The sequence below is a fragment of the Dactylosporangium sp. CA-233914 genome, assembly GCF_050942935.1.
Taxonomy (GTDB): Bacteria; Actinomycetota; Actinomycetes; order Mycobacteriales; family Micromonosporaceae; genus Dactylosporangium.
Map to the genome: position 1 here is coordinate 6618115 of NZ_CP192030.1, position 23581 is coordinate 6641695.

The 23581-nt window shown below is 74.1% G+C and carries 20 protein-coding genes; 9 read left to right on the plus strand and 11 right to left on the minus strand.

The annotated features are described in order from the left end of the window. Positions 1 to 3: 3 nt before the first annotated feature. From ACQPY0_RS29645 to ACQPY0_RS29655, 3 genes are all read right to left on the minus strand, one after another. The gene (locus ACQPY0_RS29645; RefSeq protein WP_432967439.1) at positions 4 to 2199 is read right to left on the minus strand and encodes a TOMM precursor leader peptide-binding protein; all 2196 of its coding nucleotides are present in this window, start codon (positions 2197 to 2199) and stop codon (positions 4 to 6) included. 95 nt (positions 2200 to 2294) lie between these two features. Continuing rightward, positions 2295 to 3275 carry a hypothetical protein gene (locus tag ACQPY0_RS29650; protein ID WP_432967441.1) on the minus strand — a complete coding sequence of 327 codons (981 nt, stop codon included), beginning with the start codon at positions 3273 to 3275 and terminating at the stop codon, positions 2295 to 2297. A gap of 112 nt (positions 3276 to 3387) precedes the next feature. After that, complete coding sequence (locus tag ACQPY0_RS29655) at positions 3388 to 4269, minus strand: UbiA prenyltransferase family protein (protein ID WP_432967444.1); 882 nt, start codon at positions 4267 to 4269, stop codon at positions 3388 to 3390. A gap of 120 nt (positions 4270 to 4389) precedes the next feature. On the opposite strand from ACQPY0_RS29655, the gene ACQPY0_RS29660 reads away from it, so the two are divergent. The 3 genes from ACQPY0_RS29660 (at position 4390) to ACQPY0_RS29670 (ending at position 7102) form a co-directional block, all read left to right on the plus strand. Continuing rightward, entirely contained in the window at positions 4390 to 5100 is a 711-nt protein-coding gene (locus tag ACQPY0_RS29660; protein WP_432967447.1) for a VOC family protein, read from the plus strand. 350 nt (positions 5101 to 5450) lie between these two features. Further along, positions 5451 to 6068, plus strand: a complete 618-nt coding sequence (locus ACQPY0_RS29665; RefSeq protein WP_432967450.1) for a TetR/AcrR family transcriptional regulator — start codon at positions 5451 to 5453, stop codon at positions 6066 to 6068. Further along, the gene (locus ACQPY0_RS29670; RefSeq protein ID WP_432967453.1) at positions 6065 to 7102 is read left to right on the plus strand and encodes an MBL fold metallo-hydrolase; all 1038 of its coding nucleotides are present in this window, start codon (positions 6065 to 6067) and stop codon (positions 7100 to 7102) included. The genes ACQPY0_RS29665 and ACQPY0_RS29670 overlap by 4 nt, the downstream gene beginning before the upstream one ends. A gap of 258 nt (positions 7103 to 7360) precedes the next feature. Here ACQPY0_RS29670 and lysS read toward each other — a convergent pair whose 3' ends face one another. The 3 genes from lysS to ACQPY0_RS29685 form a co-directional block, all read right to left on the minus strand. Beyond that, entirely contained in the window at positions 7361 to 9016 is a 1656-nt protein-coding gene (gene lysS, locus ACQPY0_RS29675; protein WP_432967456.1) for a lysine--tRNA ligase, read from the minus strand. Positions 9017 to 9049: 33 nt separating this feature from the next. Then, positions 9050 to 9427 carry a response regulator transcription factor gene (locus tag ACQPY0_RS29680; RefSeq protein ID WP_432967459.1) on the minus strand — a complete coding sequence of 126 codons (378 nt, stop codon included), beginning with the start codon at positions 9425 to 9427 and terminating at the stop codon, positions 9050 to 9052. A 123-nt stretch (positions 9428 to 9550) separates the two neighbouring features. Next, entirely contained in the window at positions 9551 to 9937 is a 387-nt protein-coding gene (locus tag ACQPY0_RS29685) for a VOC family protein (protein ID WP_432967462.1), read from the minus strand. Between the two features lie 123 nt (positions 9938 to 10060). On the opposite strand from ACQPY0_RS29685, the gene ACQPY0_RS29690 reads away from it, so the two are divergent. Next, a complete protein-coding gene (locus tag ACQPY0_RS29690) occupies positions 10061 to 10690 on the plus strand; it encodes a hypothetical protein (RefSeq protein WP_432967465.1) in 630 nt (209 codons plus the stop codon). Here the strand turns inward: ACQPY0_RS29690 and ACQPY0_RS29695 are convergent. Beyond that, complete coding sequence (locus ACQPY0_RS29695; protein ID WP_432967468.1) at positions 10674 to 11912, minus strand: D-alanyl-D-alanine carboxypeptidase family protein; 1239 nt, start codon at positions 11910 to 11912, stop codon at positions 10674 to 10676. The genes ACQPY0_RS29690 and ACQPY0_RS29695 overlap by 17 nt on opposite strands. A gap of 135 nt (positions 11913 to 12047) precedes the next feature. On the opposite strand from ACQPY0_RS29695, the gene ACQPY0_RS29700 reads away from it, so the two are divergent. Next, the gene (locus ACQPY0_RS29700; RefSeq protein ID WP_432967471.1) at positions 12048 to 14276 is read left to right on the plus strand and encodes a putative bifunctional diguanylate cyclase/phosphodiesterase; all 2229 of its coding nucleotides are present in this window, start codon (positions 12048 to 12050) and stop codon (positions 14274 to 14276) included. 7 nt (positions 14277 to 14283) lie between these two features. Here ACQPY0_RS29700 and ACQPY0_RS29705 read toward each other — a convergent pair whose 3' ends face one another. Beyond that, positions 14284 to 15624 (minus strand): chitosanase, encoded by a 1341-nt coding sequence (locus tag ACQPY0_RS29705; RefSeq protein ID WP_432967474.1) that lies wholly within the window; start codon positions 15622 to 15624, stop codon positions 14284 to 14286. A 333-nt stretch (positions 15625 to 15957) separates the two neighbouring features. Here ACQPY0_RS29705 and ACQPY0_RS29710 point away from each other — a divergent pair, with 333 nt between their 5' ends. Further along, the gene (locus ACQPY0_RS29710; RefSeq protein ID WP_432967477.1) at positions 15958 to 16683 is read left to right on the plus strand and encodes a laminin G domain-containing protein; all 726 of its coding nucleotides are present in this window, start codon (positions 15958 to 15960) and stop codon (positions 16681 to 16683) included. Between the two features lie 12 nt (positions 16684 to 16695). Here ACQPY0_RS29710 and ACQPY0_RS29715 read toward each other — a convergent pair whose 3' ends face one another. Both ACQPY0_RS29715 and ACQPY0_RS29720 read right to left on the minus strand, forming a co-directional pair. Next, the gene (locus ACQPY0_RS29715; protein ID WP_432995429.1) at positions 16696 to 17319 is read right to left on the minus strand and encodes a response regulator; all 624 of its coding nucleotides are present in this window, start codon (positions 17317 to 17319) and stop codon (positions 16696 to 16698) included. A gap of 59 nt (positions 17320 to 17378) precedes the next feature. Further along, complete coding sequence (locus tag ACQPY0_RS29720) at positions 17379 to 18680, minus strand: sensor histidine kinase (protein ID WP_432967480.1); 1302 nt, start codon at positions 18678 to 18680, stop codon at positions 17379 to 17381. A 152-nt stretch (positions 18681 to 18832) separates the two neighbouring features. On the opposite strand from ACQPY0_RS29720, the gene ACQPY0_RS29725 reads away from it, so the two are divergent. The 3 genes from ACQPY0_RS29725 to ACQPY0_RS29735 all read left to right on the plus strand — a co-directional run bounded on the left by ACQPY0_RS29725 (position 18833) and on the right by ACQPY0_RS29735 (position 22663). After that, on the plus strand, positions 18833 to 19522 hold the full coding sequence (locus ACQPY0_RS29725) for an ABC transporter ATP-binding protein (RefSeq protein ID WP_432967483.1): 690 nt from the start codon (positions 18833 to 18835) through the stop codon (positions 19520 to 19522). Positions 19523 to 19655: 133 nt separating this feature from the next. Beyond that, complete coding sequence (locus tag ACQPY0_RS29730) at positions 19656 to 22004, plus strand: FtsX-like permease family protein (RefSeq protein WP_432967486.1); 2349 nt, start codon at positions 19656 to 19658, stop codon at positions 22002 to 22004. Positions 22005 to 22015: 11 nt separating this feature from the next. Then, positions 22016 to 22663, plus strand: coding sequence for a hypothetical protein (locus ACQPY0_RS29735; RefSeq protein ID WP_432967489.1), 648 nt, complete (start codon positions 22016 to 22018; stop codon positions 22661 to 22663). A 138-nt stretch (positions 22664 to 22801) separates the two neighbouring features. On the opposite strand, the gene ACQPY0_RS29740 is transcribed toward ACQPY0_RS29735, so the two are convergent. Next, a complete protein-coding gene (locus ACQPY0_RS29740) occupies positions 22802 to 23272 on the minus strand; it encodes a hypothetical protein (protein ID WP_432967492.1) in 471 nt (156 codons plus the stop codon). Between the last annotated feature and the right edge of the window lie 309 nt (positions 23273 to 23581).

Genomic DNA, 23581 nt, shown 5'->3' on the forward strand with positions numbered 1-23581 from the left:
CTCTCAGAAGAACACGCTGAGCGGGTTCATCGCCGCCTCGTCCGGCGCCAGGCCGGTCCGGCCCAGCCGGGCCGGGGCGTCCCAGAGCCGGCCGGGGCCGAGCCGCCGCCAGAAATGCCGCAGCCCGGGCACGACCACCCGGGCGACCCGCAGCCCGAGGTCGGCGCGGGACTGGTCGAGCACGATGGTGTCCAGCCCGGCCTCGCGGAGCGTCCCCACGAGGTGCCGCACGTCCGCGGCCGCGTCGCCGCTCGCCCACGACCGGTGCGTGTGGACGCTCGAGAGTGGACCGTCCGCGGGGGACAGCCAGGGCTGCTCGGCGACCCGCACCGTGGTGAACCAGGCGAGCGTCTCGGCGTCGGAGACCGCGTAGCGGGTCCGTTCGCCGTCGCGGCGGGCGACCATCGGCAGGAACTGGTTGACCTCGGCCAGCGCCCGGCCGAGCGCGACCGCCGGGTCGGGGTGCGCGCCGAAGCCGACCAGCACGTCCTCGACCGGCCGGTCCAGCCGCGGGGAGACGGCCGCGTACACCGCGACCCCGAGGTCGGCGGTCAGGTCCAGCGCCCACAGGCCGCGCCCGAGCCGGCCCGGGTAGAACTCGCACAGCGCGTCGATCCACGGGTCGGCGAACGAGGCGAGGTCGACGCCGGGCAGGCGGCTGCGGTGGTACCACCACAGCGCCACGGCATCGCGCTCCACGAGCTCGCACAGCCCCTGCAGGATCGCCTCCTCGAGGCTCGCCCCGGCCGCGCAGCCGTTGGAGTCCGCGCCGCACACGTCGGCGTCGACGAGGTCCGGGTGGCCGTACCAGCAGTAGGCGGCGGGCAGCGCCCGCGGCTCGTCGAAGGTCAGCGACCATGCCGCCGTCCAGTCGATCGGCTGGTCGTCGGCGAGCCGGGACGGGACCCGGTGGAAGTGGCCCCGCGGTTCCCGGGCGGCATACTGCGCCTCCGAGAAGAGCAGAAGATCCCGCGGGTGTACCGCATGTGCCACCTCCGGCCACGCCGCCCGCAGCACCGCGCGGTCGCCGCGCCACACCCCGGCGTAGCGCTCGATCGCCTCGCCGATCGCGGACACCTTCGCCTGGACCTCGGTGCGGCCCTTGCCGCCGGAGAGCCCGCGCAGGTTGGTGCGCAGCATCGCCGGACCGCGGGGGAGCGCGAAGTTGTGGCCGGCGCCGTAGCTGTACGTCAGGCCGTTGTGGTAGTCCTCCATCGGCTCCAGCCGGTTCACCACGCCCAGGTAGCGGTCGACGTGGTGGGCCAGGCGCCGGTAGGTCGTCTCGGCCGCCGCCGCCCGCGACCCGCCGTCGGCGGACACGGTGACCGGGCTCGGCGCGAGCTCGATCCGCGCGCCGGCGTCCGGCGGCGAGCCGCACGCGGGGCAGTGCGGCTGCCGGACCAGGTCGTGCCCCTCGCCGGTGAGCGCGACCGTGTCGTACGTGACGAGCCGCCCGGTCAGCCGCGGCGAGCGCCCGTGCGCGGCGAGGACCGGCAGCTCGGCGGCGAGCAGGCCGGCGGCGACGGCGACGGTCGCCGGGATGCTGGCCCGCGCCGGGTCCACGGTGTGCTCGAGGTAGGCCAGCACCGGCTGGTTCTCCGTCCACCGCCGCCGCAGGCACTCCCAGCACCCGGTCTCGCCGGGCAGGAAGTGCGGTCCGATCAGCAGGACGGTGCCGTGCGGCCGGATCATCGTCCAGCCCCGCCCGTCGGCCAGCCGCGCGGCGTTGAACGCCTGTAACCGCGGATCGGCCGGGTCGCGCACCACGACGACCGCCGGTCCGTCGTCGCCGGGCTTGGCGCCCAGGCCCAGCAGCTGCGCCTCCAGGGCCGCGAAGTCCGGCGCCCCGGCGTCGACGAGGTGCACCGGCTGCGGCCGTCCGGCCTCGTCCGGGTCGACGCCGCGGGCGTCCCAGGCGGCCGCGGCCGCGTCCGGGGCGGCGGTGGCGCCGTCGGCGAGCAGCCCGAGCATGGTCAGCCGGCGCAGCGCGGCCGCGACCCGCCGCCGCGGATACGACTCGGCGAGGGCCTCGAGCACGTCGGTCGTCTCGGTGCGCCCGTCGAGCCGCCCGGCCAGCTCCGCCGCGACCGGGTCCTCGATCAGCAGGTGCCGGGTCTCGCCCACCACGACGAGGTAGTCCCCGGCCGGGGCGCTGCGCCGGACCGGCCGGTAGTCCGCGCGGACTCTGGGACGACGCATCGAGCAGCTCCGTCGTTCGGGGGTGGGCGTTCAGTCTGGGGAGGGGCCGCCGCCCGGGTCCATCGATGGCACGACATTCGGCCGTGGTGCGGGTGTCAGGCGGTGGTCAGGGCCGTCGGGGCGTCGCCGAGCCCGAGCAGGGTCGCCGGCTGCCCGGCGGTCGTCGGCACGAACAGCAGGAACACCTGGACCCGCGAGACGGTGATGCTCGCGGCGGTGACCGCCTCGGCCTTGCCCAGGCCCTGCAGGTCCGGGCTCTGCGGCGCGAGCGTGGCCGGCTTGCCGCCGCTGCCGGCGACGGTGTCGGCGGCCCGGATCGTGAGGAACGCGAAGACGCCGCCGTCGGTCTTCGCCGCGCACTGCGACCACTCGGAGCCGCGCAGCTCCCGCTTGGCGGTCATGCCGACGCCGCCGAGCTGCTGCTGGTACACCGCCCAGCCGGCCGCGAACTGACGGTCGAGCAGGTTGCTGGACGCCAGCACCGACAGCGCCGGGCTGCCCGCGCCGGTGGACCGGGCGAACACCTCGTCCTGCAGCGCCTGCCGCCGCTGCTCGTCCAGCGCCGTGGTGGTCGCCACCGCGGGCCGGCCGGCCAGTGCCCGCGCCTGGGCGACGGTCGCCTGGTTGATGCTGACGTTGTGGCTGGCCTTCCACCCGCCGCCGTCCTGCTTCACGAACTGCGTGACGTCGGCGAGCGCCTGCTCGGCCCCGGTGACCTGCAGCCCGGCCACGACGAGGAAGCAGGTGGCGTCCCCGGCCGGGATGGCGAAGCCGGGCTGGGTGTGCCGGAACGCGGGCGGCGTGCGCTTGGCCGCCTTCGCCCGGTTCGCCGCCGCGAGGCTGAGGTCCAGCGACGGCGGTACCTCCTGCGCCTTGAGCCCGGCCGGGTCCCCGGCGCTGGAGGCGGCGGAGTCGGCCTGGTCGAACGCGGCGAGCACGGCCTCGGCCGCCGCGGTCGCGAGCCCCGGCTGCGGCGCCGCCTCGGCCGGCGCCCCGCCGGTGGGGTCGGCCTTCCCGCACCCGGCGACCAGCCCGGCCAGCGCCAGCGTAACGACTCCCGCCACGACCTTGTTCATGAGCCGAGTATGTGGCGCCCTGCGGTCGGGAAATGACGACGGCCGTCGATGCTGCCGAGATGCGCGCAGCCCTGGCACGGTTCCGTGCAATCGTCGCCGCGCTCGGGCTTGTTCAGCCGATGTAGGCCAGGGCGAAGCCGATCGTGGGGATGCCGAACAGGATCGACAGCGCGGCCAGGCGGGGGATCGACGGGCGGCGGGTCAGGGCCGCGTAGGCGGCCAGCAGCACCGGCGCCATGAACAGCTGCGGGACCAGCGTCGAGCGCGGCACCAGCGTGTCCAGGGCCGCGCAGACCAGCGAGAACGCCAGGGCGGCGCCCCACAGGGCGGTGCCGAGGCGGTGCGCGAACCGGGCGCCGAAGCGGACCGCGAACGTCGTGTACCCGGCGCTTGCGTCCGCCGCCAGGTCGGTGACGGTCGTCGGGACGTACAGGGCGGCGGCGAACAGCACGCCGATCACGGCGAACGGCCACGGGAACTCCCACGGCGAGCGGGTGATCGTCCAGCCCGCGGCCGGGGAGACCGCGCCGACGACCAGCGCGTTGATCGCGACGTCCCAGCCCGGGCGGGTCTTGAGGCGCAGCGGCGGCACGCTGTAGGCCCACCCGAGCGCGAGCACCCCGGCGACGCCGAGCACGAACAGCGGGCTCACGAACAGCGCGAAGGCCACGCCGGCGGCGGCGCTGAGCCGGTACGACATCCGCAGCCGCCGCGGCGTGATCCGCCCGGTCACGAGCGGTGCGCCGGCCTTGCGCGGGTTGGCGCGGTCGCTGTCGAGGTCGTGCAGGTCGTTCTGGGCCAGCACCGCGCCCCAGACCAGCGGGCCGAGGACGAGTAGGGCCACCGCCGAGCGCGGCCAGTCGGCGCGGGCGGGCAGCCAGGCGTGCGAGGCGAGCACGGTGCCCAGGTAGGCGGGCACCCAGGAGACCGGCCAGAACCAGGGCCGGGACACCGCCACGAGCACCGCGGCGGGCCGGTCGAGAACCCCCGTCATGCCGGCCATCATCGCCCCGGCGGCTGTGCTCGCGCTGAGACTGTCAGCCGCGAAGTTGGACACGCCGGCCGGGGGCATGATGAGCGGTGCCCCAGGCAGGAGGACAGGAGGGAGCGGGCGATGATCGGCACGTTGCGCGCGGTGGCGCTGGACGCACCCGACGCCCGGCGGCTCGCCGCGTTCTACACCGCCCTCGCCGGGTGGACCGAGCAGTACGCCGAACCGGACTGGATCGCGCTGGGCACCGGCGACGGGTGGCGCATCGCCGTGCAGCTCAGCCCCGACCACGTGCCGCCGCGGTGGCCCGATCCGGCGTACCCGCAGCAGGCGCACCTCGACCTGGGCGTGCCGGACCTCGACGCCGGCGTGGCGAGGGCGGTGGAGCTCGGTGCCGAGTTGCTGCGCGAGCACGAGAGCTGGTGCACGCTGGCCGACCCGGCCGGGCACCCGTTCGACCTGTACCTATTCCCCAACCGGCCGCAGACCACGCTGACGGGCGTGACGATCGACTGCCCGGACGCCAGGGCGCTGAGCGGCTTCTACGCGGAACTGCTCGGCAAGCCCGTCACGTCCGAGGGCGTGGGCGTGGCGACGATCGGCGAGCCCGGCGCGCAGCCGTTGACGTTCCAGCGGATCGCCGGGTATCGCGCGCCGCGCTGGCCGGACCCGGCGTATCCGCAGCAGTTCCACCTCGACGTCACGGTCGACGACGTCGAGGCGGCCGAGGCGGCGGTGCTGAGGCTCGGCGCCACGTCCCTGTCCGCCGGCGGGGCGAACTGGCGGGTCTACGCCGACCCGGCCGGCAAGCCGTTCTGCCTCTGCTCGGACTGATGCCGTCCAGGTCGTCGCCGGGCGTGTGCGCCTGGGCCGGCCCGGTCATCTCCGGCTCCTCCGCGATCGCGCTCGACGCCCGGCGCAGCACGTAGGGCATGCCCGCCGCGCGGGCCCGCTGGCCACCCGTCGACGATGACGCCGAGGCCGGAGCTGTCCAGCAAGCGCAGCCGCGCCAGGTCGAGCACCAGGCTCGGCCGCCGATTCGTAGTCAACCTCGTCACTGACCGTGACGACCGCGATGCCGTCGTGCTCATTGTCACCGACCGGTGGCGGCGGCGTCCGGCGCGTGTATTCTGACGGATGCCGTTCAGGAATAGTCTCGTCCGACCGAGCCGCAGGAGGCCACGATGCGCGCTGCCGCAGCCGCCCCGGGCCGCCCGCGCGACCCGGACGTGGACCGGCGGATCGTCCGGGCCGCCCTCGACACCTTCGGCGACGGCGGGTGGGCCGCGTTCGGGATGGAGACCGTGGCGCGCCGCGCCGGCGTCGGCAAGGCGTCGGTCTACCTGCGCTGGAGCAGTAAGGAGGCGTTGTTGAGCGACGCGCTGACCGGTGCCCTGGTCCGGGCCACCGATGTCGACACCGGCACGTTGCACGGCGACCTGGTGGAGCTCGCCCGGCAGATGCTCGACCTCTACGCGGGGCCGTCCAGCCACGCGGCGCTGCGCCTGGCCCTGGAGGCGTCCGCGATCCCCGGCGTCGCCGAGCAGTACGAGGCGATGCGCACATCGCAGATCCGGGCCGCCCGGGCGATCGTGCGACGCGGTGTCGACCGTGGCGAACTGCCCGGCACCGTGTCGGTCACACTGCTGCTGGACACCATCGTGGGCGGGGCGATGATGCACGCGTTGAGCACACCGCCGGACAAGCGGGCGGCCCTGGCCGGGAACACGGCCGCCCAGGCCCGGCGGCTGGTGGACTTCCTGCTGCACGCCGTCGCCGCCCCCGCGGAGGTCGGCGCGTGATCGTCACCGGCACCGCCCAGCACGAGGCGTGGCAGCGGCGCGTCCTGCCGCCGGTCGAGCGGGTCCGGCCGGGCGTGTGGTCGGTCCCGGTGCCGATCCCGGACAGTCCGCTGCGTTACACGCTGTGCTACGCGTTCCTCGACGATCCGGGCGTCGTCCTGGTCGATCCGGGCTGGGACACCCCCGAGGGGCGCGCGGCGCTGACCGTCGGCCTGCGCACCGCGGGCGCGGACGTCGCCGACGTCACCGGTGTCGTCGTCACCCACGTGCACCCGGACCACCACGGGCTCAGCGGGTGGCTGCGCGAGCGCAGCGGTGCCTGGATCGGCATGCACCCCGTCGAGGCGCAGTCGCTGCCCGCCCGGGTGTTGCGCGACCGCGACCCCCGCTCCGACCTGGCGTGGCTGCGTCGCCACGGCGTCCCCGAGGCCGACCTGGCGGCCATGACGATGGACCGGCGGCGGCTGGAGGAGGTCCTCGGCATGGCCGAGCCGGACCGGGCGATCGAGGACGGCGACCTGCTGCCCCTCGCCCGGCACGAACTGCGGGCGATCTGGACGCCCGGGCACACGCCGGGGCATCTGTGCCTGCACGAGGCCGGCGCCGGCATCCTGCTGACCGGCGATCACGTCCTGCCCCGGATCAGCCCGAACATCGGCGTGCACCAGGGCACCGAGAGCGATCCGCTCGGCGCCTACCTGGCGTCGCTGGAGCAGACCGCCAAGTTCGGCGCGGACGAGGCGCTGCCGGCGCACGAGTACCGCTTCCGCGGCCTCGACGCCCGCGCCGCGGACCTGATCCGCCACCACGACGAGCGCGGCCTGGAGGTCCTGCGCGCCATCGCCGCCGTGGGTGCCCCGACCGCCTGGGGCGTCGCGGAGGCGCTGACCTGGTCACGCGGCTGGGCCGCCCTGCAAGGCCTGATGCGCCGCATGGCCCTGGCCGAGACGCTCGCCCACCTGGGCCACCTCGCGTCCACGGGCGCCGTGCGCCCCTCGGACGGCACGCCCATTCGCTGGCGCAACGCCGCGTAACCGGTCACTCCCGACGGCCGCGAGCCATCTCACACGCCGAAACATCAGCCGCGAATATAGGAGCGCCCGGCAATAGGGCCCCGCCTGCCGGTCCGTAGCGCCGCCGCGTCGAGGCGCGGGCCTGACCTACTGCCGGCCCCCGAAGCCCGGCAGCATGATCGCCAAGCCCGCCGAGGCCGTCGGCGCCCAGCTCATCGCGATCGGCGGCCCGTCCCGCAGCAGCCGGCCCTGCGCTGAGCGCGCGGAGCCGGCGCCGCGTCAGGCGCCGACCAGGGTGCGGACCCGCTCGGCGCCCAGCGACAGCAGGAGCGTGGGCAGTCGGGGACCGGACTCGCGGCCGACCAGGAGGCGGTACAGCAGCGAGAAGAACTCGCGCTGGGCGACCTTGAGCTCCGGGGTCGGCTTCGTGTCCATCGGCAGGCCCAGGCGGATCTTCGGCACGCCGTACACCAGGCTCGTGAGGCCCGGAAGCGACCACTGGTCCTCGAGGCGCTCCGCCAGCAGGCCGAGGGCGGCGCGCTGCTCCTCGAAGAGCGCCCCCAGCAGTTCGGCGTCGGGCTCGGCCCGCACATGGGTGCGCTGCTCGTCCGGGACGTAGGTGGTGACCCAGCGCACCGCGCAGTCCAGGCGGGGGCGGGTGTCGTCCAGCGCGACGATCGGGTCCGCCGGGTCGACGTCGGCCAGGATGCGCAGCATCTGGGCCGGGTCGCCGACCGTGATGTCGGCGACGGAGGCCAGCATGCGATACGGCAGCGGCCGCGGCGTCACCGGCAGCGGCCCCGCCGCCGTGCCGATCGCGCGCTGGTAGGCCGCGGCGTCGGCCGGCGGCGCCGTGCCCTCGCCCACCTTGCGGCCCAGCGTGTCCCACTCGTCGTAGAGGCGCTGGATCTCGTCGTCGAAGGCGATCTTGAAGGACTGGTTGGGGCGGCGGCGGCTGTAGAGCCAGCGCAGCAGCGGGGGCTCCATGATCCCCAGCGCGTCGGCGGGGGTCGGCACGCCGCCGCGGGAGCTGCTCATCTTCGCCTGCCCGGCGATGCCGACGAACGCGTACATCGGGCCGATCGGGGCCTTGGCCGCGAAGATCTCGGCGACGAGCTGGGTGCCGACGACGTAGGAAGAGCCGGGGGAGGAGTGGTCCACGCCCGAGGGCTCGAAGTGCACGCCCTCGAAGGCCCACCGCATCGGCCAGTCGACCTTCCACACCAGCTTGCCGTCGCGGTGCTCGCGCAGCACCACGGTGGCGCCGTGGCCGTAGGAGCAGGTGTAGGTCAGCTGCGTGGTCTCGTCGTCGTAGGCGGTGACCGTGGTCGTGTCGCGGTTGCACACGGCGCAGTACGGCCGGTACGGGTAGTAGCCGGTCGCGCCCTCGCCGTCCTCGTCGTTCTCCTCGGGCGCGATCTTGGTGCGGTACTTCGCGAGCACCCCGTCGATGTGCTGCCGTTCGCGCATCGCGAGCAGGATCTGCTCGGTGTAGGCGCCCGAGCGGTACATGTCCGTCTGGCTGATCCCGCGGTACTGCACCCCGAGCTCTTGCAGGGAGGCGGCCATCGCCGCCTTGAAGTGCTCGGCCCAGCTGGCGTAGGGGCTGCCGGGCGGCGGCGGGACGGAGGTCAGCGGCCGGCCGATGTGCTCGCTCCACGACTCGTCGACGCCCGCGACGCCGGCCGGCACCTTGCGGAAGCGGTCGTAGTCGTCCCACGACAGGATGTGCACCACGTCGTGGCCCCGGCGGCGGATCTCGTCGGCGACCAGGTGCGGGGTCATCACCTCGCGCAGGTTGCCCAGGTGGATGGGGCCGGACGGGCTCAGGCCGGACGCGCAGACGATAGGCCGTCCCGGCGCGCGGTCCTGCGCGGCGGCAATGACCTCGTCGGCGAAGCGGGCAACCCAGTCGTCCTCGATACTGTGCGTCACTCGAACATCCTGCCGCACCGCCGGAAGCGGTTTTCAGCCGGGGCGGGACTGCTCCAGCAGTGTCTCGATGCGGTTCATGAGCTCGCTGGGCTCGAACGGCTTGACGAGGCAGTCGTCGGCGCCCGCGTCGAAGCCGGTGCTCACGTCCGGCCACTGCCCGGGCGAGGTGAGCATCAGCACCGGCATCCGCTCGGTGCCGGCGGTCCCGCGCAGCGCCCGGCACACCGCGATGCCATTGACGCCGGGCCTGCTCACGTCCAGGATCGCGAGGTCAGGGTGCTCGCGCCGGGCCGTGCCCAGCGCGCTGCCCCCGTCGGCGCACGCCAGCACGTGGTGCCCGGACGTGTCGAGCAAGAAGGTGAGCAGGTCGCGGATGGTCAGATCGTCCTCGGCAACCAGGACCGTCGACATCGCACCCCCTGGCAACACTCGAATCCCAATCACTCGAAGCCAGTATACGAACAAAACGGTCAAATACGGTTAAGTGGTGCAGTCCCGCAGGCGGCATCCGGGGCCCGAAATGCGCGGGACCGCTTACTGCGCCGCGATCTGGATGAGGTTGCCGCACGTGTCGTCGAACACGGCCGTGGTCACCGGCCCCATCACCGTCGGCGGCTGCGTGAACACCACCCCGGCGGCGACGAGCCGCTCGTACTCCTGCTGCACGTCCTGCACCGCGAACGACGTCCACGGGATCCCGTCGTCGATGAGCGCCTCGCGGAACGGCGCGACGGCGGGGTGCCCGGCCGGCTCCAGCACGAGCTCGACCCCGTCGGGCTCGTCCGGCGAGACGACGGTCAGCCACTTCACGCCCGGCCCGAGCGGCACGTCGGTCTTCTTCACGAACCCGAGCACCTCGGTGTAGAAGCGCAGGGCCTCGGTCTGGTCATTGACGAACACGCTGGCGAGGTTGATTCTCACCGGGCCAGCATAGGCAAGTAGCCACTTGCCTATCAAGCCCGGCACACCACGCGGGCGGAATCGCTCAAGTCTGACCGCGGCGGGCCGATGAAGGGGGCCCGACCGTTGCGAGACGGAGTCCGCATGACCGCTGAGCCGAACACCATTCCGCCCGCGCCGCCCGGCGGCCGCCGCCGCATGGGGCGACCCGGTTCGGCGAACCCGTACGCGCTCTACGTCGACCTCGACCGGGTCGAGCCGCCCCGCGACGCGTACCCGCCGCCGCCCCCACCGCCCGCGGACGTCCCCTTGCCCCCGCCGATCGCATCCCTCCTGCGGCCGAGGCGGGCGTTCAGCCTCGGCCGGGCGCTGCGGGCCCTGGCAATCGTGGCCGTGCTGCTGGGGGCGGCCGGTTCCGGCGCCGCGTACGCCGGCACCGCCTACGCCAGGTCGAGGATCTGCGCCGACATCGCCACCCTGAGCGCCGGGGCCGGACCGGACGCGGGCACCACCGCGCCGGCCGGCTTCAGCTCGCCGGCCGATCAGGCGCGCCGCTTGGTCCGGCTGCTGGTGTTCGAGCCCCGGCTGCACGCCGCCGTCGACGGGCTCGCCACCGACGGCGACGACGTCCGCGCGCTGCGCGCCGCGCGGCAGGCCACCCCGCAGGAGCGGCTGGAGCGGGCCGCCCTCATCGCCGGCCACGTCGACGGCCACCTGCGCGACGCCCAGCGGGCCTGCGGTCAGCCAATCACCGGCATCACGGGTCGACCCTGACCCGGCGGGCCCGGCGGAGCATCACCACCGTGCCGGCGGCTGCGAGCACCACGATCACCGACAGCGCCAGCACCGTCCCCCAGGCCGGGCGGCGGGCCGGCGCCGGCGTGCGGGCGGTTGCGGCGTTCGCGGCCGCCTGCGCGCTCGGCGGCGCGGAGGACGGCGGGGCGTGCAGCCGCGCCGCCTCCTCGGGCGTCACCAGGTGCCCGACCGAGGAGCCGGCCGGGCGCGCGAAGCCCCAGTCCAGCAGCATCGTGCCCTGCTGCCAGGCCCGCGCCGGCACGATCTCGGCGCCCATGATCGTCACCACGAGCCGGCGGCCGTCCCGCTTCGCCGCGCCGACGTAGGTGTGGCGGGCCTCGTCGGTGAAGCCCGTCTTCCCGCCGATCGCGCCCTGGTACTGCGTGAGCAGCTTGTTCTCGTTCTGGATCTGGAAGCCCTTGGGGTCCTTCGGCGGCTGGGCCGGCCACTGGAAGGTCAGCATCGCGTCGTACTGCACGAAGGCCGGCCGATCGAAGTTCTCCCGGGCGATGAGTGCCAGATCGTAGGCCGAGGTGAACTGCTCCGGCGCGTCGTAGCCGGACGGGGTGACCGCGTGGGTGTCGTCGGCGCCGAGCCGGTGCGCCTCGGCGTTCATCGCCGCGATCGCCGCCGGCACCCCGCCCGCGCCGCCGCCGACCCGGGCCAGGGTGCTGGCCGCGTCGTTGCCGGACTGCAGCAGCAGCCCGTACCACAACGTCGACACCGGGTACTTCCCGCCGGAGACGATCCCGACCAGCGAGCTGTCGGCCGGCAGGTCCACGTCCGCGTCGGTGGCCTCGATCACCTGGTTCGGGTCGAGCTTGGGCAGTACGGTCGCGGCGAGCAGCAGCTTCTGCACGCTGGCGGGGCGGCGGCGCAGGTGCGGCGCGCACGCCCCGAGCACTTCGCCGGTGTCGAGGTCGGCGACGACCCACGACATCGCCGAGAGCGTCGGCGGCGCGGGCGCCCCGGCCGGCACCGCCAGCCCCCGGGTCCCCATCAGCTCCCCGCCGATCACGGGCGCGCCCGGTTCCCGCTCGGGCGACGGGGGCGTGGGCGGGATGGCCGACGTCGACGTGTACGGGCACGGCACCGTCGCCGCCGGGCTCGCCGCGACCGACGCGCTCGGCTCCACCAGCGGCACCGGCCCGGCCGGCAGCAGCACGGCCATCGCGGCCGCGGCGAGATGCCACATTCCCATGCCCGGAGCCTATCGACACGGCGGGTTGCCCGCCCTGCGGTCGCGGTTGCGCCCCGGCCGTCCGGGCGATCCGCGTACCGCGACTGCACCGCAACCGCACTCAGGTCGGCAGCCGCCGCACCGATCGGTGTGGCCATGTCGGAGAGCGCGCTGGAGCAGCACGAGATCGACTACCGGGTCCGGCAGATCAGGCTCGGTACGTGGATCGGGGTCGGGATCACGCTGATCGGGGCCGTCCGCGTGCACCTGGAGTGGCACAGCGGGGCCTGGATGCTGGCGCTGGCCGGGCCGGCCACGGTGGGGCAGGTGGTGCTGGCGGTGCTGCCCTGGCAGCGGTACGTCACCGCGCCGTGGCTGCCCCGGGCGCTGTCGGCGTGGTGGCTGGCGAGCCTGGCGCTGCTGCTGGCGTTCACCGCCTACGACACCGCGGCGCTGGCCATCTACCCGGCCGGGGTCATGCTCGTGCTCGCCTCGACGGCCGCGCTCGCCGACGAGGCCTCGGTGTGCGCGCTGGGCGGGTTCAGCATCGCCGGGTACCTCGGCCTGGTCATCACCCGCGACCGGCCCGTCACGTTCACCCTCGCCGCGCTCACCGTCGCGTTCATGCTCGGCGTCACGTGGTTCTGCGCCCGCACGGCCGGCAACCGCCGGCGCATGGACCGGGCCCGCCGCGCCGCGGAGCGCAAGATCGAGGCGCTGCTGGAGAACTCCTCCGACGCCGTCATCGCGGTTCGGCCGGGCGGCGGCGTGACGTACGTGAGCACGTCCGTGCGCACCGTGCTCGGCTACGACCCGGCGTTCGTGACCAGCGACCTGCTCATGGACATCACCCACGCCGACTACCTGCCGACCGTCATGGAGTGGTGGCAGGGGGTCACCACCGGCATCCCCGGCTACACCGGCCGGGTCGAGTCCCGGGTCCGCCGCGCCGACGGCACCTGGATCTACGCCGAGGTGACCGCGACCAACCGGACGCTGGAGGCGCCGCTGTACGCCGCGGTCATGAGCATCCGCGACATCACCGGCCGCAAGGAGCTCGAGGAGGAGCTCACCCGCCAGGCCTTCGCCGACTCGCTGACCGGCATGCCGAACCGGGCGCTGTTCCGCGACCGGCTCGAGCACGCGGTCGCCCGCAACCGCCGCGGCGGCGGGCGCATCACGCTGCTGCTCGTCGACCTCGACGACTTCAAGCTCGTCAACGACAGCCTCGGGCACACCGCCGGCGACCAGCTCATCGCCACCACCGCGCTGCGGCTGCACCAGCAGCTGCGCGCCGCCGACACCCTGGCCCGCCTCGGCGGCGACGAGTTCGCGATCCTCGTCGAGGACATCAACGAGATCGAGGCGATGGACCTCGCCGAGCGCCTGCTGACCGCGATCCGCCGGCCGCTGCGCCTGGGCAACCGCGAGGTCGTCTGCTCCGCCTCGATCGGCGTGGCCACCGCCAAGGCCGGCGGCGGCGAGGACGGGCCGGACCCGGGCGAGCTGCTGCGCAACGCCGACCTCGCGATGTACGCGGCGAAGGGCGCCGGGCGCGACCGGTACGCGCTGTTCGACCCGGCCATGTACGCCGGCATCATCCGCGAGGCGGAGGACCGCGCCGAGGTCGAGCGGGCCCTCGCCCGCGAGGAGTTCGTGGTCCACTACCAGCCGATCGTCGACCTGCCGACCAGCCGGCTCATCGGCGTCGAGGCCCTCGTGCGCTGGGAGCACCCGGTCCGCGGGCTGCTCGGGCCGAACACGTTCATCCCCCTGGCGGAGGCCACCGGGCTCATCGTGCCGCTGGGCCGGTGGGTGCTGCGGCAGGCCTGCGAGCAGCTGGCCCGCTGGCGCGCGCAGTACCCGGCCGCGGAGGCGATCCGGGTCAACGTGAACCTCTCGGCGCGGCAGTTCCAGCACGAGGGCCTGGTCGACGAGGTCGCCGGGATTCTCGCCGAGACCGGGGCCGACCCGCACCAGATCGTCCTGGAGATCACCGAGTCGCTGCTCATGCAGGACACCGAGACCACGATCACCACACTCGGCCGGCTCAAGGCCCTCGGCGTGCGCCTGGCGATCGACGACTTCGGCACCGGGTACTCGTCGCTGTCGTACCTCAAGCGCTTCCCCGTCGACATCCTCAAGATCGACCGGTCGTTCGTCGACGGGATCACCACCGGGCAGGGCGACGCCACACTCGCCGAGGCGGTCGTGCAGCTGGGCCGGGCGCTGCAGCTGCAGACGGTCGCCGAGGGCATCGAGACGACCGAGCAGTGGTCGACCCTGCAGGACCTCGGCTGCGAGTTCGGGCAGGGGTACCTGTTCGCGCGGCCGGGCGCCGCCGAGGCGATCTCCTCGATCCTCGGCGACGCCCGGGTCGTATAGCTGCTGCTTACCTGGAAATGCTGAACGGGTCGCCGTACACCTTCCACGACAGCGGCGGGTCGAGGTCGAAGTTGCGGTTGTTCAGGAACACCCGCTGGGCGGTGTCGACCCGGCTGGTGTCGCTGTGGGCCTCCTCGGTTTTCATCGCCGCGACGCGGGCGTCGAGGAAGGCGTTGAGGTAGGTGGTTTCGTCGCCGCCTTGGGCGGGGGTTTTGGCTTTGGTCATGGCGGCGTTGCGGATGCCGCCGAAGCTGGCGGGGTCGGTGCCGGGGCCGTGCATGACGATGGCGTCGTAGTAGATGAACTGGCCCAGGGCGCGCAGGCCGTCGGTTTTGGCCTGGTTGACGGCGGGGTTGAAGTAGACGCGGTCGCGTTCGTCGTTCTGGGTCTGTTGGAAGGCGGGGTCGGTGGCGGCGGTGCGCCAGTCGTTGGTGAAGGTGGGGTCGAGGCCGGTGTGGGAGGCGCTGCCGTTGACGTTGCGTAGTGCGGGCAGGTATTTGGCCAGGGGGTTGCCGGGTGCTCGCTGGGTGTAGCGTTCGACGAGTTCGAGCATGTCGCCGGTGCCGGAGCAGAAGCCGATGATCCCGGCGGTGTAGCCGCGGCCGTCGCCGATGTCCTCGATGTACTGGTACTGCGCCTTCCAGTCCAGGCTGGAGTTCTCCGCCGAGGACACCAGCTGCATCGCGATGTCCTTCTTGCGCGGGTCGGACAGGCTCTTGCCGGACGGGCTGGCGGTCGGGCTCTTGGTGGGGCTCGCCGCCGGGCTCTTGGAGGGGCTGGGGCTCGTGCTGGGCGAAGCGCTCGGACTCGCGCTCGGCTTCGTCGAGTTCGACGGCGTCGGGGTGCTCTCGGTGCCGGTGCCGTAGACCTTGAACTCGTACAGCGAGTAGCCCCACTGCGTCCCGCGCGCCGTGCCGTAGAGCCGGACATATCGCCCCGACCCCGACAGCCCGGTCAGATCGTCGGCGCCCCCGTCGCCGGAGCCGGTGCTGTAGACGGTCGACCAGGTGTTGCCGTCGGCGGAGGTCTCGATACGGTACGCCTTGCCGTACGCGGCCTCCCACTGCAGGCTCACGCGCGTGATGGCCCGGGTGGCGCCGAGATCGACGCGGATCCACTGCGGGTCGGACCCTTCCGCGCTGGCCCAGCGGGTGCTGCCGTTGCCGTCGAACGCGAGCGCGGGCCCGAGCGACGACGACTCCACCGAGGAGGAGGCGGCCGGCTTACCCTGCGAGAGCAGGGTCTCGGTAGCGGCGTCGGCCCCGCGCATGACCGCGACGGTGGTCACGGCCCCGACGACGAGCAGCGAAGCGGCGCCCAGGCCGGCCAGCCGGAGGGGATGCTGCACGAGGTGCCTCCAAACCAAGTCTGTCAGGTAACTTGCCTGACGGATCTTGTGATCGGAGAGTCTCGATGTCAAGCGACCTAAACGAGACTTCATTTCGCGTTATGGTTTCCCCTCGGCCAGGTCGGTGACCCGGCCACCGCGGCGCGTACCCCCCTTCGTAGTGTCGTCCCTCGGCGGGTGGCGTTGTTCGCGCCACTCCGAACGCGCTGGGTGTCCTGCCGGAAAACGCCATCGCCCCGGGATGCGGCCGTCGTGGCGCGAGAGAAAAGCTCACCCGTGGACTATTCGGGCAATTAGCATGATATCAGGCATCAGTGAGCGGGGGATCTGCATATGCGCACCAGAGGGCGGTACGCCGTCGCCGTCACGTTCAGCACCGCGGCGACCCTCGTGGCCACCGCCGCCGGGGCCGGAGCCGCCGTCGAGGCGCCCGCCGGGCACACCGTCGCGCGCTACGAGATGAACGAGCCCGCCGGCGCCCGGACCATGCTCGACAGCTCGGGGCACGGGCTCAACGGGGTCGTCGGCTCCGAGGTGCTGACCGGGGTCGGGGTCGGCGGCGCCACCGGGTACCGCTTCACCCGCCTCGAGCCCGACACCCCGCCGACGCACCCGCGCCACCTCGCCACGGTCGCCGGCGCGCCCGAGCTCAACCCGGGCAACCGGGACTTCGCGGTCACCGTCCGGCTGCGCACGCAGTACCACTTCGGCAACATCGTCCAGAAGGGGCAGGCGACCGTCGGCGGCGGCAACTTCAAGCTGCAGATCCCCAACGGTATCGTCCAGTGCCTGTTCCGCGGCGACCGCGGCTCCGTCATCGTCTCCTCGCGCAGCCGGCTCAACGACGGGGCCTGGCACACCGTGCGCTGCGAGCGCGTCGAGTCCGGCCTCAGCCTCGTCGTCGACGGGCGCACCGAGGCGCGCCGGTCCGGCCGCACCGGGTACATCGCCAACTCCTGGCCCCTGTCCATCGGCGGCAAGACCAGCTGCGACCAGGAGAACGTCGGCTGCGACTACTACGCCGGCGACCTGGACTACGTGCAGCTCGAGACACGCTGAGCCGACGGCGGCCTACATCGCCGGGTTCGGGTTCGGTCCCGGCGTGACCAGCCCGGTCTCGTAGGCCACCACGATCGCCTGGGCCCGGTCCCGCAGCCGCAGCTTCGACAGGATCCGGGCCACGTGCGTCTTCACCGTCGCGTCCGACAGGTGCAGGCTCTCGGCCAGCTCCGCGTTGCTCAGCCCGCGGGCCAGCAGTGCGAGCACCTCGATCTCGCGGGGCGTGAGCGTGGACAGGTCCCGGTGCAGGGTCGCGGTGCGCTCGTCGCGGGACGCGTAGCGCTCGACGAGCCGGCGCGTGATGGCCGGGGCGAGCAGCGCGTCCCCGGCCCGGACCAGGCGCACCGCCGCGACCAGCTGCTCCGGGCTGACGTCCTTGAGCAGGAAACCGGACGCCCCCGCGGACAGGGCGGCGTACACGTACCGATCGAGATCGAACGTCGTCAGAATGACCACCCGCGGCGCCTGCGCCGGCGCGCCGGAGAGGATCCGGCGGGTCGCCTCGAGGCCGTCCATCTCCGGCATCCGCACGTCCATGAGCACGACGTCGGGCACGGTGCGGCGGACCGCCTCGACCGCCTCGGCGCCGTTGGCGGCCTCGGCGACCACGTCGATGCCGTCGGCGGTGAGGATCATCCGGAAGCCGGTGCGCACCAGCGCCTGGTCGTCGGCGATGACGACCCGCGGCGGGGCGTTCACGCGACCTCCAACGGGATCTCGGCCACGACCCGGAAGCCGCCGGTGGGGCGCGGGCCGGCGGTCAGCGTACCGCCGTAGACGGCCAGCCGTTCCCGCAGCCCGGCCAGGCCGCGCCGGCTGCCGTGGCTGCCCGGCACCGGCTCGCCGCCGTCATCGGCGACGTCGATCCGCAGCACCCCGCCGGCCGCGCTCACCTCGACGTGCACCCGGGCCCCGGCGGCGTACTTCACCGCGTTCGTCAGCGCCTCCTGCACCACCCGGTACGCGGCCAGCCCCACCCCGGGCGGCACCGGCGGCGCGGCGACCGCCAGTGTCACCGCCGCCCCGGCCTCCCGCACCCGCGCGACCAGCGACCCCAGCTGGTCGATCCCCGGCTGCGGGGCCAGGTCGGCCCCGTCGCTGTCGACGGTGAGCAGCCCGATCGCCTGGCGCAGCTCGGTCATCGCGGCCCGCCCGCCCGCCTCGACGGCCAGCAGCGCCTCCTTCGCCAGCTCCGGCGAGGCGTCCATGACCTTGCGGGCCGCGCCCGCCTGCACCACCATCACGCTCACGTTGTGCGTCACGACGTCGTGCAGTTCGCGGGCGAGCCGGGCCCGTTCCCGGTCGACGGCCAGCCGGGTCGCCTGCTCCTGCTCGTGCTCCAGGGTCCTGGCCCGCTGCCGCCAGGTGTGGATCGCGTTCGCGGCCAGGCCCACCGAGGAGATCAGCAGGAACGTCACCAGCCCCGACGGCAGGCCCGGCAGGTCCTCCTGCAGGTCGCTGACCGCGAGCGCCGCGGCGGCGACGACGCTGGCCAGGGCGAGGTTGCGGTAGCGGGAGTACATCGGGGCGCTGTACGCGGCGATCACGGACGCGACGATCGTCCACGTCGGGTCGCCGTCCAGGCGGTACACCCGAAACGCGCACACGGCGATGACCAGGAAGGACGCGAGCGGGTAGCGGCGGCGCGCGGCCAGGGGCAGCGCGGTGAGCGCGGCCACGACCAGCAGCGGCCCGGCCGGGTCGTCGTCGGCGGGCGGCCTGAGCAACGGCCCGTCGAACGGTGGGTCCGGCGCCGGCGGGATCGGCAGACGGGGTTCGCGGGGCACGAACTGCTCGATGTGTGCCCGCACCGGGAAGTCGTCGCCGCGCTGCACCGGCTCGGTGGCGCCGTTGACCGCGCCGATCGCCAGCAGCACCGCGAGGATGACGTCGGCGGCCCAGCCCCACGCGGTCAGCCGGGCCGGCGCCGGGGTCTGCACCCGCAGCCAGGCCACCGCAGCCCGCCACCAGCGCGCGAGGTGCTCCCGGACTCCCATGTGCCCCAGTCTCGCCGATGCCCGGCCGCGGGCGCGTCGGGACCGGTGCGTACATCGCAATGATGACGCCCGCCGCCGTACGCCCCGCGGCCGAGCCGAAACCCGTACGACGGCCGACGTGCCGGGCGCCGGTTCGTCCATAGCGTCGCCGCATGACCGAACCAGGCGTGCTCATCGAGTTCGACGACGTGACCAAGCAGTACGACGGCGGGACCGCGGCCCTGGCCGGCCTCAGCCTGCGGGTGGGGCGGGGCGAGGCGCTCGCGGTCCTCGGGCCGTCCGGCAGCGGCAAGTCCACGCTGCTGAACCTCGTCGCCGGGCTCGACCGGCCCACGAGCGGCACGGTGACCGTCGACGGGGTGCGGGTGGACCGGCTGTCGGAGGCGGCGTCGGCGCAGTACCGCCGCAGCCGCATCGGCATGGTCTTCCAGTTCTTCAACCTCCTCGACGACCTCACCGTGCTCGGCAACGTGCTGCTGCCCGCGCAGCTGGCCGGCACGGCGCGGGCCAGGGCTCGGCAGCGGGCCGCGGAGCTGCTGGAGTACCTCGGCGTCGCCCGCCACGCCGGCGCCTTCCCGGGCCGGCTCTCCGGCGGCGAGCGGCAGCGGGTCGCCGTGGCCCGGGCGCTGATGAACCAGCCGCCGCTGCTGCTGGCCGACGAGCCGACCGGGGCCTTGGACACCGCGTCGGGCCACGACGTACGCGATCTGCTCACCGACCTCAACCGCGACGGCCAGACGCTGCTGCTCGTCACCCACGACCTGGCCCTGGCCGAGGCGTGCGCGACCCGCACCATCTCCCTCGTCGACGGCCGGCTCGCCGCGGCGGGAGTGGCGGCGTGAGCGGTCCGGAGCGGAGCGGCGCCCGGTCTGGGTCGATCGCCGCGAAGCATCATCGAGCCAGACTGGGTGTTGGGGCCGCTCACCATGGGTTCAGTTTCCTCGCGCCGGCGCCGGAGCTTGCGGAGGTGACGGCGTGAGCGCCGGCCTCGGCGGCATCGTGCGCTCCGGCGTCGGCCGCCGCCGCGTGCAGACCGTCGTCATGGCGCTGACCACGCTGCTGGCCGTCACCGCCTCCGTCCTCGCCGTCGGGCTGCTCGTCGCCTCCTCGCAGCCGTTCGCCCGCGCCTTCGCCCGCCAGCACGGCGCCCACCTCGCCGCCCAGTTCGACGCGGCCAAGGTCACCGCCGAGCAGCTGTCCGTCACCGCCCACGCGACCGGCGTGACCGCCGCCGACGGCCCCTACCCGGCCACCGACGCGGCCCCCGAGATCGTCAGCAGCAAGGGCGCCGTCCCGGCCGGCGTCAAGCTGCCGCCGCTGACGATCGTCGGCCGGCCCGACGCCGGCACCGGCCTCGACCGCCTGGAGCTCGCCGCCGGCCGCTACGCCACCGGGCCGGACGATCTGGTGCTCGCCGCCGGCACCGGCCCGTTCGAGGTCGGCGACCGGATGCGCTTCACCGACGCGCCCGGCTCGCCGACCCTGACCGTCGTCGGCCTCGCGCGCTCGGTCGGCCACACCGGCCAGGCGTGGGCGCTGCCCGCCACCGTCACGGCGCTCACCGCCGAGGGCAAGGGCGGATTCCAGATGTTGTACCGCCTGAGCTCCGCCGCCACCGACGCCGACATCGCCACCGGCCGCGACGCCATCGCCGCCGGCCTGCCCGAGGGCGCCCTGCGGGGGACCGTGTCGTACCTGTCGGTGAAGACCGACGCCGAACGGATGGCGGCCACGTTCGCCCCGTTCGTGATCGCGTTCGGCATCCTCGGCCTGGTCATGTCCGTGCTGATCATCGGCATCGTGGTCTCCGGCGCGGTCGGCTCGGCGACCCGGCGCATCGGCATCCTCAAGGCGCTGGGCTACAGCCCGGCCCAGGTCGCCCGCGCCTACGTGGTGCAGGCGCTGATCCCGGCGACCGTCGGCGCGATCCTCGGCGCGGCGCTCGGCAACGCCGCGGCCGTGCCGATCCTCCATGACGAGGGCGAGGCGTTCGGCACCGGCGTGGCCACCCTCGACTGGTGGGTCTGCGGGGCCGTGCCCCTGGCCGCCCTCGCCGCCGTCGCGGTGACCGCGTTCGTGCCGGCGCTGCGGGCCGGGCGGCTGCGCACCGTCGACGCCCTCGCCGTCGGCCGCACCCCGTCCGCCGGCCGCGGCCGCGCCGCCCGGCACCTGCTCGGCCGGCTGCCGCTGCCCCGCCCGGTGAGCCTGGGGCTGGCGAACCCGTTCACCCGCCCCGGCCGGTCGCTGACGATCGCGGCCGCGGTGGCGCTCGGCGCGCTCGGCGTCACGTTCGGCGTCGGGCTCGCCCTGTCGGTCGGCGGGGTGCAGACGGCGCTGAACAAGCGTGCCGCCGGGGCGGTGCTCGTCCACGTCGGCGGCCCGCCCGGCAGCCCGGCCCCCGACCCGGCCGCGGTCGAGGCGGCGATCAAGGCGCAGCCGGGGACCGCCCGGTACTTCGCCAGCCAGTACTTCGAGGCCACCGTCGCCGGCCTCACCGGCATTACCGAGCTGGTGCTCTTCGACGGCGACGCGTCCTGGGGCAGCTACGAGGTGATCGACGGCCGCTGGTTCGCCGGCCCCGGCGAGGCGGTCGTGCCCAGCGCGCTGCTGGCCGCGGCCGGCCTGAAGGTCGGCGACCCGCTCACGGTCAGCGACCAGGGCCGGACCGCGACCGTCCGGATCGTCGGCGAGGTGCTCGACCTCAGCTCCGACGGCCGCCGGGTCATCGCCGACGCCCGCTCGTTCGCCGGCCTCGGGCTGCAGCCGAGCCGCGGCGGCAAGATGTTCCACGTCGACCTCGCGGCCGGGACCGACGTCAAGGACTACACCGCGAGGCTCGAGGCGGCCATCGGCCCCGGCGGCGGCCACGCCGAGGTCAACGTCGGCGGGATCAGCGGCACCGTCGTGGCCATCGACTCCCTCGCCGGGACGCTGACCCTGCTGCTCATCGCCGTCGCCGGCCTCGGGGTGCTCAACACCGTCGTGCTGGACACCCGCGAGCGCGTGCACGAGCTGGGCGTGTTCAAGGCGCTGGGGATGGCACCGCGGCAGACGGTGGCGATGGTGCTCACCTCCGTGGCGGGCCTCGGCCTGCTGGCCGGCCTGGTCGGGGTGCCCGCCGGGATCGCGCTGCACGACTGGGTGCTGCCGCAGATGGCGCACGCGGCCGGGACGCGGTTCCCGCCGCACATTCTGCGGGTGTACTCCCTGAGCGTCCTCGCCCCGCTGGCGTTCGGCGGCCTCGCGATCGCCCTGGCCGGCGCCCTGCTCCCGGCCGGCTGGGCGGCGCGGACCAGCACCGCCCGGGCGTTGCGCACCGAGTAGTGTTGCGGCGCATGGAGTTGCGGCGCAGACGCCGGTCCCTCGGCCTTGCCCTCCTCGTCGTGTTCTTCGGCCTGGTCGCCCTGGTCTGCGCCTGGGGCGCAAGCGGTGCCGGCACCTGGATCTACCTGGTCGCCGGCATCGTGGCGATCCTGCTGGGCGGCACACTGGTCCGCGACGAGCTGCGCCCGTTCCGCTTCGCGATCGGCCCGCAGGGCATCACCACCCGCGACGGCCTGATCGAGTGGGCGGCCATCGACAGGGTCGTGCTGGACGAGCCGACCCCGCCCGCCACATCGGGCCCGCACCTGCTCCTGCAGCCCGGCGACCGGATCGTCCTCAAGCTCGCCGACGTCAAGCAGTCCCGGGACGAGATCGTCTCGGCCCTGCAGCAGCACTCGGCCGGCCGCCTCGACAACCGCATCGCCCGCCGCGGCGACGACCCCGGCTTCCTGACGGTCCTGCGCGGCTACGAGGCGGGCCGGGTCGACAACCTGATCCGGCGGGCCAAGGACGCCCTGCTGTCGGGCGATCCGGCCCGGCGCGCCGAGGCCCGGGCGGAGCTGGAGGATCCCGACCTGCTGGTGGTGCTGCGCGGCTACGACCGGGCCCAGGTCGAGGCGTACCTACGCAAGCTCCGCGCCCGCCTGCTGGTGGATTGACCCGCCGGCGAGGGAATTGACCCGCCGGCGAGGGGATCGAGACGCCTCACCTTCCGCGCCACCAAGTCCCTCCCACCTGGACGCGGCCTGCTAGGGAATTGACCCGCCTGCTAGGTCATCAGGGGATTGGCCGGCCGGCTAGCGGATTGAGAAGAGGCGATCTGCGGGGTCCACGACGGCGGCCAGCACCGCGCCGGGGACGAGGGCCGGGTCGTCGGCCCGGATCGTGCCCGCCTCGAACGCGGCGAACCCGGGCCCGCTGATCCGCAGCCGCAGTTCCAGCCCGGGATCTTCCCCGCCCAGGTGATTGGCGACCGTGAGAATTTCCGCCGTCGCGGCGACACCGGCAGCGGCCAGCCGCCGCGCGTCGCGGCGCGAGAGGGTGACCAGCCGCCAGCCGAAAACGCCGAAACCGGCACCGGCGATCGTCACCAGCACGCCACCGGCGAGCAGCCCCCAGAAGTCGGCGGGCGCCTGCCGCGGGTCCCGCGTCACGGCGACGGCGAGCAGGACCGGCCCGGGCAGGCAGATGGCCAGGAACACCACCCGGCACAGCAGCGCGCCGATCGGACCGAGGCGCGCTTCGGCCTCCCGGGGGATACTCGTCACTCCGGCACCCTAACCTCCCCCGGTCAGAGGGAATGGGGCTCATCGAGGGTGGTGAGGGAAAGGTGCCCCCGACCTGCAAGGATGTGATTGTCTAGATCATATCCACAGGAGAATTGGGTGCACCTTTCCGGTGAGTAAGAGTACGGGATGGGCTGCGCGGTTGCAGGTGGCCGTGGGCGGTAAGGGCCTGGTCGGACATGCGGGCGCGGCTCTGCTGAGGCAGTGCGCGGACCGGACCGGTCTGACCGGGGCGTTGAACGTGGTGCCGCCCCGGGGTGCGGGGCCGGGGTGGTGGGATCGGGGCACGGT

Excerpts from the sequence above, each read along its gene's own strand:
- ACQPY0_RS29650 (WP_432967441.1), bottom strand. The coding sequence starts at position 3,275 with ATGAACAAGGTCGTGGCGGGAGTCGTTACGCTGGCGCTGGCCGGGCTG.
- ACQPY0_RS29700 (WP_432967471.1), top strand. The coding sequence starts at position 12,048 with ATGTCGGAGAGCGCGCTGGAGCAGCACGAGATCGACTACCGGGTCCGG.
- ACQPY0_RS29680 (WP_432967459.1), bottom strand. The coding sequence starts at position 9,427 with ATGTCGACGGTCCTGGTTGCCGAGGACGATCTGACCATCCGCGACCTG.
- ACQPY0_RS29735 (WP_432967489.1), top strand. The coding sequence starts at position 22,016 with ATGGAGTTGCGGCGCAGACGCCGGTCCCTCGGCCTTGCCCTCCTCGTC.
- ACQPY0_RS29725 (WP_432967483.1), top strand. The coding sequence starts at position 18,833 with ATGACCGAACCAGGCGTGCTCATCGAGTTCGACGACGTGACCAAGCAG.
- ACQPY0_RS29710 (WP_432967477.1), top strand. The coding sequence starts at position 15,958 with ATGCGCACCAGAGGGCGGTACGCCGTCGCCGTCACGTTCAGCACCGCG.
- ACQPY0_RS29715 (WP_432995429.1), bottom strand. The coding sequence starts at position 17,319 with ATGATCCTCACCGCCGACGGCATCGACGTGGTCGCCGAGGCCGCCAAC.
- ACQPY0_RS29645 (WP_432967439.1), bottom strand. The coding sequence starts at position 2,199 with ATGCGTCGTCCCAGAGTCCGCGCGGACTACCGGCCGGTCCGGCGCAGC.
- ACQPY0_RS29720 (WP_432967480.1), bottom strand. The coding sequence starts at position 18,680 with ATGGGAGTCCGGGAGCACCTCGCGCGCTGGTGGCGGGCTGCGGTGGCC.
- ACQPY0_RS29665 (WP_432967450.1), top strand. The coding sequence starts at position 5,451 with ATGCGCGCTGCCGCAGCCGCCCCGGGCCGCCCGCGCGACCCGGACGTG.
- ACQPY0_RS29655 (WP_432967444.1), bottom strand. The coding sequence starts at position 4,269 with ATGACGGGGGTTCTCGACCGGCCCGCCGCGGTGCTCGTGGCGGTGTCC.
- ACQPY0_RS29690 (WP_432967465.1), top strand. The coding sequence starts at position 10,061 with ATGACCGCTGAGCCGAACACCATTCCGCCCGCGCCGCCCGGCGGCCGC.
- ACQPY0_RS29660 (WP_432967447.1), top strand. The coding sequence starts at position 4,390 with ATGATCGGCACGTTGCGCGCGGTGGCGCTGGACGCACCCGACGCCCGG.
- ACQPY0_RS29695 (WP_432967468.1), bottom strand. The coding sequence starts at position 11,912 with ATGGGAATGTGGCATCTCGCCGCGGCCGCGATGGCCGTGCTGCTGCCG.